This window comes from Micromonospora pisi, from assembly GCF_003633685.1.
GTDB classification, from domain to species: domain Bacteria; phylum Actinomycetota; class Actinomycetes; order Mycobacteriales; family Micromonosporaceae; genus Micromonospora_G; species Micromonospora_G pisi.
This window is the reverse complement of sequence record NZ_RBKT01000001.1, coordinates 2,027,720-2,043,579: the sequence shown is the minus strand read 5'-3', so window position 1 is coordinate 2,043,579 and position 15,860 is coordinate 2,027,720. Positions and strand designations below refer to the sequence as shown.

At 70.9% G+C, this 15,860-nt stretch carries 13 protein-coding genes; 6 read left to right on the top strand and 7 right to left on the bottom strand.

Features of this window, described 5'->3' with window-relative positions; translation table 11 throughout:
- The first annotated feature begins 47 nt into the window (after positions 1-47).
- Positions 48-653 carry an isochorismatase family protein gene (locus BDK92_RS07980; RefSeq protein WP_211349129.1) on the top strand — a complete coding sequence of 202 codons (606 nt, stop codon included), beginning with the start codon at positions 48-50 and terminating at the stop codon, positions 651-653.
- Between the two features lie 7 nt (positions 654-660).
- Positions 661-1,566: a GlxA family transcriptional regulator gene (locus BDK92_RS07975; protein WP_121156026.1), complete on the top strand. Its 906-nt coding sequence runs from the start codon at positions 661-663 to the stop codon at positions 1,564-1,566.
- 71 nt (positions 1,567-1,637) lie between these two features.
- Here the strand turns inward: BDK92_RS07975 and BDK92_RS07970 are convergent, their stop codons facing one another.
- The 3 genes from BDK92_RS07970 to lipA form a co-directional block, all read right to left on the bottom strand.
- Positions 1,638-2,327 carry a DUF4191 domain-containing protein gene (locus BDK92_RS07970; protein WP_121156024.1) on the bottom strand — a complete coding sequence of 230 codons (690 nt, stop codon included), beginning with the start codon at positions 2,325-2,327 and terminating at the stop codon, positions 1,638-1,640.
- 104 nt (positions 2,328-2,431) lie between these two features.
- On the bottom strand, positions 2,432-3,949 hold the full coding sequence (locus BDK92_RS07965; protein ID WP_121156022.1) for an NAD(P)/FAD-dependent oxidoreductase: 1,518 nt from the start codon (positions 3,947-3,949) through the stop codon (positions 2,432-2,434).
- A 237-nt stretch (positions 3,950-4,186) separates the two neighbouring features.
- Positions 4,187-5,218 carry a lipoyl synthase gene (gene lipA / locus BDK92_RS07960; RefSeq protein ID WP_121156020.1) on the bottom strand — a complete coding sequence of 344 codons (1,032 nt, stop codon included), beginning with the start codon at positions 5,216-5,218 and terminating at the stop codon, positions 4,187-4,189.
- A 434-nt stretch (positions 5,219-5,652) separates the two neighbouring features.
- Here lipA and aspS point away from each other — a divergent pair, with 434 nt between their 5' ends.
- Positions 5,653-6,981 carry an aspartate--tRNA(Asn) ligase gene (aspS, locus tag BDK92_RS07955; RefSeq protein WP_121156018.1) on the top strand — a complete coding sequence of 443 codons (1,329 nt, stop codon included), beginning with the start codon at positions 5,653-5,655 and terminating at the stop codon, positions 6,979-6,981.
- Positions 6,982-7,049: 68 nt separating this feature from the next.
- On the opposite strand, the gene lipB is transcribed toward aspS, so the two are convergent.
- Positions 7,050-7,688 carry a lipoyl(octanoyl) transferase LipB gene (lipB, locus tag BDK92_RS07950; RefSeq protein WP_170208524.1) on the bottom strand — a complete coding sequence of 213 codons (639 nt, stop codon included), beginning with the start codon at positions 7,686-7,688 and terminating at the stop codon, positions 7,050-7,052.
- A gap of 67 nt (positions 7,689-7,755) precedes the next feature.
- A complete protein-coding gene (locus BDK92_RS07945; RefSeq protein ID WP_425462216.1) occupies positions 7,756-9,609 on the bottom strand; it encodes a DUF6311 domain-containing protein in 1,854 nt (617 codons plus the stop codon).
- Positions 9,610-9,729: 120 nt separating this feature from the next.
- Here BDK92_RS07945 and BDK92_RS07940 point away from each other — a divergent pair, with 120 nt between their 5' ends.
- The 3 genes from BDK92_RS07940 (at position 9,730) to BDK92_RS07930 (ending at position 12,834) form a co-directional block, all read left to right on the top strand.
- On the top strand, positions 9,730-10,701 hold the full coding sequence (locus tag BDK92_RS07940; protein WP_121156016.1) for an ATP-binding protein: 972 nt from the start codon (positions 9,730-9,732) through the stop codon (positions 10,699-10,701).
- Between the two features lie 89 nt (positions 10,702-10,790).
- Entirely contained in the window at positions 10,791-11,183 is a 393-nt protein-coding gene (locus BDK92_RS07935) for an SCO5389 family protein (protein ID WP_121156014.1), read from the top strand.
- Positions 11,184-11,376: 193 nt separating this feature from the next.
- Positions 11,377-12,834: an extracellular catalytic domain type 1 short-chain-length polyhydroxyalkanoate depolymerase gene (locus BDK92_RS07930; RefSeq protein WP_246016890.1), complete on the top strand. Its 1,458-nt coding sequence runs from the start codon at positions 11,377-11,379 to the stop codon at positions 12,832-12,834.
- A gap of 119 nt (positions 12,835-12,953) precedes the next feature.
- Here BDK92_RS07930 and BDK92_RS07925 read toward each other — a convergent pair whose 3' ends face one another.
- Both BDK92_RS07925 and sucB read right to left on the bottom strand, forming a co-directional pair.
- Positions 12,954-13,853: a TIGR01777 family oxidoreductase gene (locus tag BDK92_RS07925; RefSeq protein WP_121156010.1), complete on the bottom strand. Its 900-nt coding sequence runs from the start codon at positions 13,851-13,853 to the stop codon at positions 12,954-12,956.
- A gap of 222 nt (positions 13,854-14,075) precedes the next feature.
- Positions 14,076-15,854, bottom strand: coding sequence for a 2-oxoglutarate dehydrogenase, E2 component, dihydrolipoamide succinyltransferase (sucB, locus tag BDK92_RS07920; protein ID WP_121156004.1), 1,779 nt, complete (start codon positions 15,852-15,854; stop codon positions 14,076-14,078).
- Positions 15,855-15,860 lie beyond the last annotated feature (6 nt).

Sequence of the window (15,860 nt, the reverse complement as noted above, 5' to 3'; positions counted from 1 at the left end):
CGTGATTGTGTCTTCTTACGATGACCGAACAGGGTCAGGATCGACACATGAGCAGAGCACTCCTCGTGATCGACGTACAGGAATCGTTCCGGCAGCGGCCCATCTGGCGGGCCGGCTCCAACCCGGACGTGGTCGGCCAGGTGTCCCGGCTGGTCGACGCCGCCCGCGACAACGGCGACCTGGTCGTCTGGGTGCTGCACAGCGAACCCGACACCGGTGACGTTTTCGACCCGGTCAACGGTCACGTACGGCTGATCGCACCGCTCGCCGCGCAGACCGGCGAGCCGGTCCTGACCAAAACCTCACGCAACGCCTTCACCACCACCAACCTGCACCAACTTCTCACCACTGGCGGAATCCGGGAACTGGTCGTCTGCGGCATCCAGACCGAACAGTGCTGCGAGACCACCACCCGCCTCGCCGCCGACCTCGGCTTCGAGGTCACCTTCGTCACCGACGCCACCGCCACCTTCCCGATCCCGCACCGGGACGCCCCGGCCGGACGGTCGGTGGAGGAGATCATCGCCGACCCGCGCACCCTCGGCACCGCCGAGATCGTGACCCGCACTGAGTACGCCCTCGCCGGCCGGTTCGCCACCATCCGTACCGTCGACGAGCTGACCAGCCCGGTCGGCGCCGCACCGGTCGGCTGAACCGCACGTGACCCGGGTCGTCTTCCTGCTCGTACCCCAGGTGCACCTGCTCGACCTGGCCGGACCCGCACAGGTCTTCTCCACCGCGGCGAACCTCGGGTACGACTACCAGCTCAGCTACCTGGGCGAGCAGGAGGACGTGCCGACCGCACAGGGACTGCCGGTACGGGCCGGCGTCGAGCGGCCGACACTCGGACCGGAGGACCTGATCGTCGTACCCGGTTGGTCTGCCCCGACGATCGACCGCAACGGGCAGCTCACTGCCGCCACCCTCCGATGGCTGGCCGACCACCACGCGGCCGGCGGTACGGTGGCCAGCGTCTGTGCCGGCGCCGACGCGCTCGGTCGGGCCGGGCTGCTCGACGGGCGACGGTGCACCACCCACCACGAGGTGCAGGACGAACTGGCCCGGCGCTACCCGAGGGCGACCGTCGTCCGCGACGTGCTGTACGTGGTCGACGGGCGGGTGGTCACCTCGGCCGGCATCGCCAGCGGCATCGACCTGGCGTTGCACCTGATGGCCACCCGGCACGGCCCCGCGGCCGCCGGCCGGATCGCCCGGTCGATGGTGGTGTACGCCCGACGCAACGGCAACGAGCAGCAGACCAGCGCCATGCTGCGGCACCGCGCCCACCTCAGCGACGCGGTCCACCGGGCACAGGACGAGATCGACGCCCGCTTCACCGAACCCCTGCTCCTGGCCGACCTCGCCACCGCCGTCGGGGTCAGCGAACGGACCCTGACCCGGCTCTTCGGCCAGACAACCGGGCTGACCCCGCTGCGCTACCAGCAACTGCTCCGGGTCGAGCGGGCCGAGCACCTGATCGGGCACGGCACGACGGTGGAGGCCGCCGCCCGTACGGTCGGCTTCGCCGACGCCCGGATGCTGCGCCGGCTGCGCGCCCGCCCCTGAAACCGCCCAGGTACGGACACGCCGAGGGCCCGGGACCTGACGGTCCCGGGCCCTCGCCGCGTCAGTGCGGGTCAGCGACCTCGGGTCTGGCGGAACGCACCCTTCGCCGGCCGCATGTTCTTCGGGATCGCGCCCTTGGGCATCTGCGGCCGGGCGGTGAGCGCCTTCAGGCGCCGGTCGAGCGCGTTGACGTCCTTGCCGCTCAGGTTGCGCGGCAGCCGCATCAGCGTCATCCGCAGCTTGCGGATCGGCAGCTCACCCTCGCCCTGGCCGAGCGTGTAGTCGTAGAGCGGCGCGTTGCCGATCACCTTCGCCAGCCGGCGCTTCTCCTGGCCGAGCAGCCCACGGACCCGCTGCGGGTTCCCCTCGGCGAGCAGCACCACGCCGGCCCGGCAGAGGACCAGGTGCACCATGTCCATCTGGGTGGTCGAGCTGACCGCCGGGGTCACCCGCCAGTCACCCCGCATGCTCTCCAGGATCGAGGGAGCCGCACCCGGCTGCCCCTCGGCCGCGTTCATCATCGCCCGGTTGGAACGCAGGTTCAGCACGATGAGCAGGGCGAGCACGGTCAGCAGGATGCCGATCGGCAGCCAGAGCCAACCCCAGGCCATGACCGCGACCACGGTCAGCGCGAGCGGAATCAGTACGGCACCGGCGGCCAGCGGGACGAACCACTTGTCCTGTTTGGCGGTGAACGAGAACACCATGCCGATCTGCTTCAGCCGCTGGCCGAACGACACCTTCTCCTGGGGTTTTGCCATGCGTGGAAGTGTAGTGGGCGGCGCGGATCTCGTTCACCCGTGGCTACCGGGTGCACCCGGCCGGGCCCCTGGCCGTCCGCCGGGCGTGTTCCGGGATGCCTCGGTCAGCTGGTCCACTCGGCCGTACGGCTGCCGCCGGGCTGCTTCGGCAGGAGGGGCGCGGACCGTCCGGTGCCGTGGCTGCCCGATCCGCCGCCCGAGCCGGAGTCCTTCTCCTCGTGGTACTCCTCCTCGACGTTGACCTGCCAGACGTCGTGACTGGTGCCGTCGAGGATGTTCTCCGCGGTCAGCATGGCGGTGAGCATCGAGTGGTCCTGGTTGTTGTAGCGGTGCATGCCGTTGCGGCCGACCGGGTGCACGTTCGGCACCTCCTCGGCGAGCCAGCGCCGGATGGTCTCGACCGCGTCCTCGTAACCCTCGTCGTAGACCGGGTACGCCTTCGGCATCCGTACCACGTAACCGGCGCTGACCGCGCCGGGCGTGACCAGGCCCAACTGCTCCAGTTCGGCGGTGCCGAGCGCGACCAGATCGTCGTCCGCCAGCTCCCACAGGTCGTCACCCTCGAAGACGAAGTACTCCAGACCCAGGCAGGTGAAACCGTCCCGCACCAGGTACGGCGACCAGGAACCGAAGTTCTGGATCCGGCCGACCCGTACCCCCGGGGTGTGCACGTAGATCCAGTTGTCGGGGAAGCCGGCCTCCGCCGGGACGACCAGCGCGATGGTGAGGAAGTCGCGGTAACGCAGCGCGGAGGCCGCGGCCCGGACCGGTGGCGGGGCCGGCGGATCCATGATCTGCACCAGCTGGGAGAGCGGCATGGTGGAGACGACGTGGTCGGCGTCGCGGCGCTGGCTGCGTTCGGCATCGGTCACGGTGACCGCGACCGCGCCGCCGTCACCCCGGTGCACGGCGGTCGCCCAGCTGTTCAGGGTGACCGTGCCGCCGGCCTTGACGACGTGTTCGGCGCAGCGTTCCCACATCATGCCGGGGCCGAGCTTGGGGTACTGGAACTCCTCGATCAGGCTGGTGATCTCCTTCTGGTTGCGCTTCGGCAGCAGCGCGTTGATCACCGCGGTGGAGAGCGAGAGGTTCTTGATCCGTTGCGCCGCCCAGGCGGCCTGCAACTCCGTGGCGGGCATGCCCCACAGCTTCTCGGTGTACGTCTTGAAGAACTTGCCATAGAGCCGTTTACCGAAGCGGGCCGACGTCCAGCCCTCGAAGTGACTCTGGTCCTTCGGCGGCCGGATCCGGGCCCACGCGTACGAGCCGACGCAGCGGACCGCCTCGAACACACCCAGGTTGCGCAGCGCGTTGCCGGCCTTGAGCGGATAGTCGAAGAGCTTGCCGTCGTAGTAGATCCGGCTCATCCGGGGCCGCAGCAGGAAGTCCTCGTCCGGCAGGATCTCGTGCCACAACGCCTCGACCTGCGAGACCTTGGTGAAGAAGCGGTGCCCGCCGATGTCGAACCGCCAACCCTCGCGCTCCACCGTGCGGCTGATCCCGCCAACCACGTCGTCGGCCTCGAAGACCTCGACGGTGGCGCCGCGCCTGGTCAGTGCGTACGCCGCGGTCAGCCCGGCCGGGCCGGCTCCGATGATCACGGTATGGGGCGAGGTGGCCATGACGATATTAATCACCTTCGAAGCGCTGACGGCAACCCCCAGCGTCTGGCCAGCGACGATCCGCAGGTGGGATGCGTGCTGGCCATGGATCGCCGGGGGCTGGGGTTCGACGGCCGGAATCTAACATGTCGAATGTGTTTCCGACCCGGCTACGACGAAATACCCCAGCCGTCCGCGATGCCGGGATCCGCCCTTGACGGCGGTCCCGGCGGCAGTTCAGCTCGTCAGCGCGGCAGTTCAGTTCGTCAAAGCGGCGACGTTGCCCTCGCGGGCGTCGAGCGCCTGCTGGTAGAGGCGTCCGGCCCGGTACGAGGAGCGCACCAGCGGCCCGCTCATCACCCCGGCGAAACCGATCTGCTCCGCCTCGGCGGCCAGCTCGACGAACTCCTCCGGCTTGACCCAACGCTCGACCGGGTGGTGCCGGGGCGTGGGCCGCAGGTACTGGGTGATGGTGACCAGCTCGCAGCCGGCGGCGTGCAGGTCACGCAGTGCCTGCGAAACCTCCTCGCGCTCCTCGCCCAGGCCGAGGATCAGGTTGGACTTGGTCACCAGCCCGGCGGCGCGGGCCTGGGTGATCACGTCGAGGGACCGCTCGTAACGGAACCCGGGCCGGATCCGCTTGAAGATCCGGGGCACGGTCTCGACGTTGTGCGCGAGCACCTCCGGCCGGGAACCGAAGACCTCGGCCAGCTGCTGCGGGTCGCCGTTGAAGTCGGGGATCAGCAGCTCGACGCCGCAGCCCTGCTGCAAGGCGTGGATCTGGCGGACCGTCTCGGCGTAGAGCCAGGCACCGCCGTCGGGCAGGTCGTCACGGGCGACGCCGGTCACGGTCGCGTACCGCAGCCCCATCGTCGCCACGGACTCACCGACCCGGCGCGGCTCGTCGGCGTCGAACTCGGCGGGCTTGCCGGTGTCGATCTGGCAGAAGTCACACCGCCGGGTGCACTGATCACCGCCGATGAGGAAGGTCGCCTCGCGGTCCTCCCAGCACTCGTAGATGTTCGGGCAGCCGGCTTCCTGGCAGACCGTGTGCAGTCCCTCGCGGGAGACCAGGCTGCGTAGCTGGGTGTACTCCGGACCCATCTTCGCCTTGACCTTGATCCACGGCGGTTTCCGCTCGATCGGCGTGGCAGCGTTACGCGCCTCGACGCGGAGCAGACGACGCCCTTCGGGAGCCGCCGGTCCAGTGGTCCGAGGGCCCGAAGCGGTGGCGACATTGCCGGCCGGCTGCGGTGCGGCAGTCGGCGTTCCGGATTGCTCGATGGTCACGAATCCGAGCCTACGCGTAGCGAAGGGTCGGTGGAGCGGGAGGCGACAGGGCTCACTACCCGCAGGTTGTGATCGCACTCACCCGCCGTTTCGAATCCGGTTACGGGCCTGTAACGACACCTGCTAGGGTCCTGCGTCAACAGCGACGACGGAGCCGAGTAACGGTTCGACCAGCGGGGTTTCGAGAGAGTCACCGGTAGCTGTGAAGGTGGCCCCCGCCCGGCCGTGAAGACCCTCCTGAGCTGCGGGAAGAACGGTGTCGGGGCACGTACCGGCACCCAGTAGAGCCCGCCGACTGGCCCCCGTCACGGGCGACGAAGAAGGCCGTCGGCGGCTCGCGTCGCTGACGGTGAAGGTGTGGTGGCACCGCGAGGTTCCCGCTCGCCCACACCTCCCTGGGGATCGCGTTGCGATTGACGAGGAGGTAACACCACATGCGACGCGTCCTTTCCACCTCTCTCCCCACCCACGTCGGCCGGTCGGTGACGATCGCCGGCTGGGTGCACCGGCGCCGGTTGCTCAAATCGGTGGCGTTCCTGATCCTGCGCGACGCCGCCGGGCTCACCCAGGTCGTGGTCACCGACCCGGACCTGCGGGCCCGGTTGGTCGAACTGCCCGAGGAAACCGTGCTCGAGGTCACCGGCGAGGTGGCCGCGAACGAGGCGGCACCCGCCGGGGTCGAGCTGGTGAAGCCCGCCGTACGACTGCTCGGCGAACCCGCCGTCGCACCCCCGTTCGACCTGTACCGGCCGGCCCTGGCGGCAACCCTGCCGACCCAGCTCGACCACGCGTCGGTCGCGCTGCGCCATCCCACCCGGTCGGCCGCGCTGCGCATCTCGGCGGCGGCCGTGGCCGGGTTCCGGGCCACTCTCGACGCCCGTGACTTCGTCGAGGTGCACACCCCGAAGGTGGTCGCCAGTGCCACCGAGAGCGGGGCGAACGTCTTCGCGCTCGACTACTTCGGCCGGCCCGCGTACCTGGCCCAGTCGCCCCAGTTCTACAAACAGTTGATGGTCGGCGTCTTCGAGCGGGTGTACGAGGTCGGCCCGGTGTTTCGCGCCGAACCGCACGACACCGCCCGACACCTGGCCCAGTACACCTCGCTCGACGTCGAGTTCGGGTTCATCGCCGACCACCGGGACGTGATGGCGATGCTCCGCGACGTGCTCGCCGGCATGCTCGCCGGGGTCGCCGAGCGGGCCGGTGGCGCGCTGGCCACGCTCGGGGTGGAACTGCCGTCGGTACCAGCCGAGATTCCCTCGGTGCACTTCACCGAGGCGCTGCGGATCGCCGGCGCCGCAGCCGACGAGCCGGACCTCGCTCCGGCACACGAACGGGCGCTGGGGGAGTGGGCCAGGACCGAGCACGGCTCCGACTTCCTCTTCGTCACCGGTTACCCGATGGCGAAGCGCCCGTTCTACACCCACCCCGCCCGGCCCGGCAGTGTCGAGCACCGGCCGGCCGTTGGTGACGGTGGCGCCGAGGCGGCGTACTCGAACGGGTTCGACCTGCTTTTCCGAGGGGTGGAGCTGGTCACCGGCGGGCAGCGGCTGCACCGGCACAGCGACTACCTGGCCGCGCTCGCCGCCCGAGGTGAGCCGGTCGAGCCGGTCGCCGCGTACGTGGCCGCGTTCCAGTACGGGATGCCACCGCACGGGGGCTTCGCGATCGGGCTGGAACGGTTCGTCTCCCGTCTGACCGGCGCGGCGAACGTACGCGAGGTCGCCGCCTTCCCCCGCGACCTGCACCGCCTCACCCCGTAGGCGTAAGGAAGGGCCCCTTGTTAACGCTATGCGTTAACAAGGGGCCCTTCCTTACGCGGGGGAGTGGTTCAGCCGAGCAGGGTGGTGAGCCGGCGCTCGACCAGCGGCAGCACCTCGGCCACGGTGACCCGGCGGCCGAGTTCGGCGGTGAGCGAGGTGACCCCGGCGTCGCGGATGCCGCACGGCACGATCTGGTCGAAGGCGGCCAGGTCACAGTCGCAGTTGATGGAGAAGCCGTGCAGGGTCACCCCGCGCGCCACCCGGATGCCGAGCGCGGCGACCTTACGCGCCGGTCCGCGCTCGTCCTGCGGCACCCAGACCCCGCTGCGCCCCTCGATCTGCACCGTGGTGAGTCCCACCTCGGCGCAGACCTCCATCAGCATCTCCTCGGTGCGCCGGACGTACGCGACCACGTCCACCGGGTCCGGCAGCTTGATGATCGGGTAGCCGACGAGCTGCCCCGGGCCGTGCCAGGTCAGCTTGCCGCCCCGGTCCACGTCCACCACCGGCGTGCCGTCGATCGGCCGGTCGGCCGGCTCGGTGCGCTTGCCCGCGGTGTAGACGCTCGGGTGCTCCAGAAGCAGGACGGTGTCCGGCTGCTCGCCGGCGACCACCGCCTCGTGCAGACGGCGCTGTTCGTCCCAGGCGGCCAGGTACTCGATCTCGCCGAGCTGGACGGTCTTCAGGCCGGAAATAGTGCTGGTCACGCCCCCAGAGTAGTCCCGGTGAGGCATACCGACCCCGGTGACCATGCTCACCGACGGTCGGCAGCGCTCACGAGACGGTGGGCGGGATGCGCCAGAGCCAGACGTCGTCCACCCGCTGCGGTGGGCCGAGGAGTTCGGTGGCGGCCTGGCGGAGCGCGTCGACGTGTACGGGGAACTTGGCGCCGTGCACCCGGTCGGCGAGCACCACCACCTCGACCCGCCAGTGCCGCAGGTCGGCGCGGGCGGTGGCCCGGTCGGCGTCGGTGATCACCGGTACCTGACCGGTCTCGGCGACCGCCGCCAGCAGCGCGTCGGTGGCCCGGGGCACCGGACCGATCCGGCCCCGCCCGTCCGGGCCGCCGGGGCCGAGGAAGAAGCCGGACGGGAGGGCGAACTCGCCCTGCCGGTGGGCGAGGGCGTACGCCTGCCAGCGCTGCCCGTCGGGCGTCACGTCGAGGGTCAACGGCAGCGGGGTGAGGACGCCGCCGGGGGAGACGTACTCGCGCCAGGTGCCGGAGGTGATGAAGTCGGGCACCGGTTCCCGCTCGACGGTGAGCAGGCTCACCGGCACCAGTGGCAGCAGGGCGACGGCGAAGCCGACGGTCCAGCCGATCCTGGTCCGGCGACTGGGCCGTAGTTCGGCCAGGTGTTCCAGGGTGTAGGCCAGCAGCAGACCGATCACCGGCGCCACCACCAGGGCGAGCCGTGACGGTAGGGCCGCGTCGAAGACCGGCAGTTTGCCCAGGAGCGCGTACGGGAGCGGGAAGTCGACGATGTGCCCGTCGATCTTGATCCGTGGCCCCCAGGAGAGGACGGCGAAGACCACGGCGGTAACCGCGAGGGCGCGTACGGTCGCGCGCCGGGCCGGCTCGGCCCGCCAGAGCAGCACCAGGCAGAGCGCCGCGAGGATCAGCAGCGGTAGCCCGAAGAACGAGTTCTCCTCGGTCGGGTTCGGTGCGAGCGAGCTGTCCAGCCCGGCCACACCAGCCAGTGAGCGTTGCGGGAAGGCGCCGAAGGCGAGGATGTCCTCGGCGTGGATCCGGGGGTCGAAGCCGGTGCCGTGGTAACGCTGCGGGCCGAGGAAGTGCAACCACAGGGGGTACGACAGCAGGGCGAACGCCACCGCTCCGGTCACCGCGAGCGCGCGTACGAAGGTGGGCAGGGCCGCCCGCGCCTCGCTGCGGTGGCTCCGGTCCAGCGACCAGGTGCCGAGCCACAACGCGCAGGCCAGGGCGGTGAAGAAGAGGGCCTCGGCGGCGATCGAGAAGGTCACCGCGACCAGTACGCCGAGGATCACGCCGTTGCGCGTCCAGCGGCCGGGTTCGCGTAACCGGAGCACCCGCCAGAGCAGTAGTGGCACCAGCCAGCCGGCGGTCCAGTTCAGGTGCGCGTTGGCGTGCGAGACCATGCCCGGCGCGAAGCCGATGAACAGGCCGCCGACCAGCGCCGCCGCCCGGTGCCGCACCAGGTGGCGGGAGAGCAGCCAGTACCAGGCCAGCGCGGTGGCGGCCAGGTTGAGCGTGAGGATGACGAGGAAGGTCGTCGGCGGTCCGATCAGGTACGTCAGCGGCGCGAAGACCACGGCGTACACGGTGATCGAGGTGTTGACCGCGAGGTTGACCCCGTCCGGGACGTTGAGCAACGTGGTGAAGAACGGGTCGCTGCCGTGCGTCAGCGCGTGTGCGCCGTAGGCGAGCAGCCACTCGAAGAGGGCCTGGTCGCTGGAGTTGACCGTGATGGCCCGGCCTCCGGGGTCGGCCCAGAGGCCGCTGGTGACCCAGACCGCGAGTGCCACCGCCGTGACGACGGCGAGCAGGTCGGCCCGCCGCCCGAGGCGGTCGCGGAGGGGCCCGGCGGGGCGGCGGGGCGGGTCGGATTCCGTCGGCGTCGGCCCGGCGACCAGGGACGAGGAGATCGGCACGGGCGGCACGTTACCAATTTTCGCCCGACACGCCCGTGTGCCGTCTAGCCTTGACGTCGTTACTGAAAATGACTATCAATTCATTTGAAACCTGGTCATGCGCTGGAAGGGTCCCGTCTCGTGAAGATTTCTTTTGTCGGCAAGGGAGGCAGCGGCAAGACGACTCTCGCCGCGCTCTTCGCCCGTCACCTCGCCGCCACGACGGCGCCGCTGCTCGCCATCGACGCGGACATCAACCAACACCTGGCCGCCGCGCTCGGCGCGACCGAGCACGAGGCGGTGCTGCTGCCGGCACTCGGCGACCAACTCGGGGAAATCAAGGAGTACCTGCGGGGCGACAACCCGCGCATCTCCTCCGCCGCCGCGATGGTCAAGACCACCCCACCGGGGCGCGGCTCCCGGCTGCTCCGGGTCGACGGCGCCAACCCGCTCTACGACAGCCTGGTACGCGAGATCGGCGGCATCCGGCTCGCGGTGACCGGACCGTTCGCCACCGAAGACCTCGGCGTCGCCTGCTACCACTCCAAGGTCGGAGCCGTGGAACTGCTCCTCAACCACCTGGTCGACGGTGTAGGCGAGTACGTCGTGGTCGACATGACCGCCGGCGCCGACTCCTTCGCCTCCGGCCTGTTCACCCGCTTCGACACCACCTTCCTGGTCTGCGAGCCGACCCTGCGCAGCATCGGCGTCTACCGCCAGTACGTCGGCCACGCCCGCGAGTACGGCGTACGCGTGCGGGTGGTCGGCAACAAGGTCGACGACGCCTCCGACGTCGAGTTCCTCACCGAACACGTCGGCGACGACCTGCTCACCTGGATCGGGCGGTCGTCGTACGTCAAGGCCGCCGAGCGGGGCGTGCCGCAACCGATCACCGCCCTGGAGCCGGCGAACCGGAACGCGCTCGACCTGATGCGCGCCACCGTCGACGCCACGGCCAAGGACTGGGCCGCCTACACCCGGCAAGCGGTCGAGTTCCACCTGCGCAACGCGACCGCCTGGGCCAACGACCGGGTCGGCGAGGACCTCGCCGGCCAGGTCGACCCGGAGTTCGTGCTCGGCCCGACCGCGGTCGACCTCGCGGATCACGCCTGAGTACGCGAACAAGAAGCACCCGTACCAGAACCAGGGAAACCATCCGTACCAGCCATCCGTACCAGCCATCCGTACCAGAAGGAGAGAACATGTCCCTTGACGTTTCCGCCGCGCTGCTGGAGCGGGCCGAGGCCGGTCAGGTCGACGACGCCGAGTTCGTCGAGTGTGTCCGGACGTCGTTGCCGTACGCCTGGACGATCGTCTCCGACGTCGCCGCCCGGTCGGCGGAGACCGCCGCCGAGTTCGCCGACCACTCGGTGCCGCCGCCGAGCGAGGCCGAGCGTGGGCAGTTGCTGCGCGCGCTGGCCAGTGACGCCATCCGGGGCGGGCTGGAGCGCCACTTCGGCGTGAAACTGGCCTTCCAGAACTGCCACCGGGTGGCGGCGTTCAAGCTCGGTGCGGTCGGTGGCGAGACCTACCAGCGGTTCATCTCCCCGCTCGCCCAGATCCGCAACCAGTCCCCCGCCCTGCGCGACTGCTGAGATGTAAGGAAGGGCCCCTTGTTAACGCATAGCGTTAACAAGGGGCCCTTCCTTACATGCGGGGCGACGAGGGCACATGGCGGCACAGGTGAATATGTGAGTGTCAACCATGTCAGTGCGCTGTCATGCGGACGTAACGTCGCGGCAACTCGGGGGTGACCCAGTTCACAACTTCCTCGTCAGGAGAACGCCCGTGCGCCGCCGCCCACCCGCACTACTCGCCCGGATCGCCCGCGCCGCCGCCGTACCCGTGCTCATCGCCGCGGCGGTCCTCACCGGTGCCGCTCCCGCCCAGGCCGCCAGCCTCACCCAGGTCACCGGCTTCGGCAGCAACCCCGGCAACCTCAGCATGTACGCCTACCGCCCGGATGGCCTACCGTCGAACGCGCCCCTGGTGGTCGCGTTGCACGGCTGCACCCAGGACGCGAACGCGTACTACACCAACTCCGGCTGGAAGAAGTTCGCCGACCAGTGGAAGTTCGCGGTCGTCTTCCCGCAGACCAGCGCCGCCAACGCCGCCAACGCCTGCTTCAACTGGTTCCTGACCGGCGACACCAGCCGGGGCCAGGGTGAGCCGGCCTCGATCAAGCAGATGATCGACTACTCGGTCGCCAACTACGGCACCGACGCCGACCGGGTCTTCGTCACCGGGCTCTCCGCCGGTGGGGCGATGAGCGCCGCCATGCTCGCCACCTACCCCGACGTCTTCGCCGCCGGCTCGATCGTCGCCGGGCTGCCGTACCGTTGCGCCACCTCGCAGGTCAACGCCTACACCTGCATGTACTCGACGGTGAGCAAGACCCCGCAGCAGTGGGGTGACCTGGTGCGCGCCGGCCACTCCGGTTACACCGGCCCGCGCCCCCGGGTGTCGATCTGGCACGGCCGCTCGGACGCCGTCGTGGTGCCCGCCAACGGCACCGAACTGCGGGACCAGTTCACCAACGTGGCCGGCGTGTCGCAGACCCCGACCAGCACCTCCTCGCTGCCCGCCGGCACCACCCTCGAGGTGTACGGCAACGACGCCGTCCGGCTCTACCAGGTCGCCAACATGGGCCACGGCACCCCGGTCGACCCGGGCACCGGCACCGACCAGTGCGGCACCGCCGCCGCGTACTTCCTGGACACCATCTGCTCGGCGTACCGCGACGCGCTCTTCTTCGGCCTGGACGGCGGCTCCGGCGGACCGGGCAACCCGGGTGAGCCGGGTGCTCCCGCCACCCCGACCGGCCTCGCCGTCACCGGCACCACCGCCAGTTCCGTGTCGCTGAGCTGGGCGGCGGCGAGCGGGGCCAGCGGGTACCACGTCTACCGCAACGGCACCCGGGTCACGTCGACGGCGGCCGCCGCCACCGGCTACACCGACTCCGGCCTCACCGCCGCGACCAGCTACTCGTACGCGGTCAGCGCGGTGAACTCGGCCGGCACCGAGAGCGCCCGCTCCGCCACCGTCTCCGCCACCACCACCGGCGGTGGTACGGCCCCGGTCTGCGTCACCGCGACCAACTACGCGCACGTCCAGGCCGGTCGTGCCTACCAGTCCGGCGGATACGCCTACGCCAACGGCTCCGACCAGCGGATGGGCCTCTACAACACCTTCTACACCTCGGCCCTGAAGCAGACCGGCCCGAACTACTGGGTGATCGGCTGCTGACCGCGCCGCCTGCCGCCGCGAGCCAGCGCCAGCCGTCACCGTCCAGCGCCCCCCGCAGGTAAGGAAGGGCCCCTTATTAACGCTATGCGTTAATAAGGGGCCCTTCCTTACCCCGTAGCTCAGGTGTGGAGGGCGGCGTGCAGGGCGGAACGCAGATCCGGGTGCTGGTAGGTGAAACCGGTTCGAGGCAGCACTCCGGGCCGTACCCGGGCGCTGGTGAGCGCCTCGACGGCCAGTCCGCCGAGCAGGATCCGCAGGGCGAAGCTGGGGACGGGCAGCACCGCCGGCCGGTGTAGCGCCGCCCCGAGTTCGCGGGTGAACTCGGCGTTCGTCACCGGCTCCGGGCCGACCACGTTGACCGACCCGGCGACGTCGTCGCGGGCGAGCAGGAGCTCCACGGCGGCGAGCCAGTCGGCGAGTGAGATCCAGGGCATCCACTGTCGGCCCCCGGCCAGTGGCCCGCCGATGCCGAGCCGGAACGGCAGCAGCTGCGGCTTCAGGAAACCGGCGTCGCGGTGCAGCACGTAACCCGTACGCAGGCGGACCACCCGTACGCCCGCGTTCTCCGCCGGTCCGGTCGCCGCCTCCCAGACCCGGCACATGTCGGCGAGGAAGCCCTCACCGGCGGGCGACTCCTCGGTCACCACACGATCGCCGGTGTCGCCGTACCAGCCGATGGCGGAGGCGTTCAGCAGCACCCCCGGTCGGTCCGCCGCCGGCAGCGCGGCGATCGATTCGGCGAGCGTACGGGTGGTGTCCACCCGGCTGGTCCGCAACAGCTCGCGGTACCGGTCGTTCCACCGGCGGTCTCCGACTCCGGCACCGGCCAGGTTGACCACCGCGTCGGTGCTGGCGAGCACCGACGGGTCGAGCTGCCCGGCGGCCGGGTCCCACTGGACCTGGCTGGCGTGGGCTGCCGGTCGCCGTACCAGTTGGACCACCTCGTGGCCCTCGGCCCGCAACCGGTCGACGAGTCGACTGCCGAGGAAGCCGGACGCACCGGCGGCAAGGATCCGCATCGGTCCATCCTGGCAGAGGGTGCGGCACGCCGTGCCGGACGGTGTATCCCCGACACCGGCAGGTGCCCGTCGGCGCCCTCGCCACCCGCTCCGTCCGCGCCGGTCTGTCACGGGGATCGGGGGAGGCGTCGCGGGTTCGCGTCGGGGAAAGGGGCTGGGGAAAGCGTCGGGGACCGCGAGGCAGATGCCTCGCGGTCCCCGGTTAGCGCGTATCTGCGCCGGTCAGGCCAGTTCGGCCTCGAAGTGACCGGCTTCCAGCCGCTCCTTGACCGTGGTCAGGAAACGGGCCGCGTCGGCGCCGTCGACCAGCCGGTGGTCGTAGGAGAGGGCCAGGTAGACCATCGAGCGCGGCGCGATGATCTCGCCCAGCTCCGGGTCGTTCACCACGACGGCCCGCTTGACCACCGCACCGGTGCCGAGGATGGCCGCCTGCGGCGCCGGCACGATCGGGGTGTCGAAGAGCGCCCCCCGGCTGCCGGTGTTGGTGATGGTGAAGGTGGCGCCGGAGATCTCGTCCGGCCCGATCTTGTTGGTCCGGGTCCGCTCCGCGACGTCCGCGATCCGCCGGGCCAGGCCGGCGAGGTTCAGGTCACCGGCCTCCTTGATCACCGGTACGAGCAGGCCCTTCTCGGTGTCGACCGCGATGCCCAGGTTCTCGCTCGCCGGGTACGTGATGGTGCCCGCCTCCAGGTCGATCGAGGCGTTCACCACCGGGTAGGTCTTCAGCGCCTCCACCGCGGCGAGCGCGAAGAAGGGCAGGAAGGAGAGCTTGACGCCGTGCTTGGCCACGAAGTCGTTCTTGGCCTGCTGGCGCAACCGGGCGATCTTGGTGACGTCCACCTCGACCACGGTGGTGAGCTGCGCGGAACTCTGCAGCGACTCGAACATGCGCCGGGCGATGGTGGCCCGGGTGCGGGTCATCTTCTCGGTACGACCCCGCAGCGGGCTCGGCTCGGCCTTGGCCGGCGCCGGCTTCGGTGCGGCAGCGGCGGGAGCCGCCGCCGGACGGGCCGCGGCGGCGCGTGCCTTCTCCGCCGCCTCCAGCACGTCCTGCTTGCGGATCCGGCCACCGACACCGGTGCCGGTCACCGTCGACAGGTCGACGCCCTGGTCGCTGGCGAGCCGGCGGACCAGCGGGGTGACGTACCCCGCCTCGTCGCCGGTCGGTGCGGCTGCCGGGGCCGGGGTCCGCTGGGCCGCCGGGGCCGGCTGGGCCGCCCGCTCGGTCTGCACCGGCTTGGCGGACTGCTCGGTCTCGGCCACCGGGGCGGAGTACGACGCACCGGAGACCGGCTCGGGCTCGGCGGCCGGTGCCGGCGCGGCCTTCGCCGGTGCCGGGGCTGCCTGGGGGGCCGGCGTCGCGGCCGGTGCCGCTCCGGCGGTCCCGATCACGGCGAGGTCGGCGCCGACCGCCGCGGTCTCGTCCTCGGCGACCTTGATCTCCAACAGGGTGCCCGCGGCGGGCGACGGGATCTCGGTGTCGACCTTGTCGGTGGAGACCTCGAGCAGCGGCTCGTCGGCCTCGACGGTGTCGCCGACGGCCTTGAGCCAGCGGGTGACCGTGCCCTCGGTGACGCTTTCGCCCAACGCGGGCATCTTCAGTACGGTGCCACCGCCGCTGGCCGGCGTGGTCGCCGCCGGGGTGGGCTCGGCCGCGGCCGGCTCCGGGGCCGGTGCCTGGGCGACCGGCTCCTGCTCGGCGGGGGCCTGCTGGGCGGGCGGGGCGGCCTGCTCGGTCGGGCCGCTGTCACCAGCCGACTCGCCCTCACCGGCGATGACGGCGAGTTCGCTGCCGACCTCTGCGGTCTCGTCCTCGCTCACCACGATCCGGCTCAGCACGCCGGCCGCGGGGGAGGGGATCTCGGTGTCGACCTTGTCGGTCGAGACCTCGAGCAGCGGCTCGTCGACCTCGACCCGGTCGCCCTCCTGCTTCAGCCAGCGCGTGACGGTGCCCTCGGTGACGCTCTCGCCGAGCCGGGGCATGGTGACCGATACCGGCATCTCTCA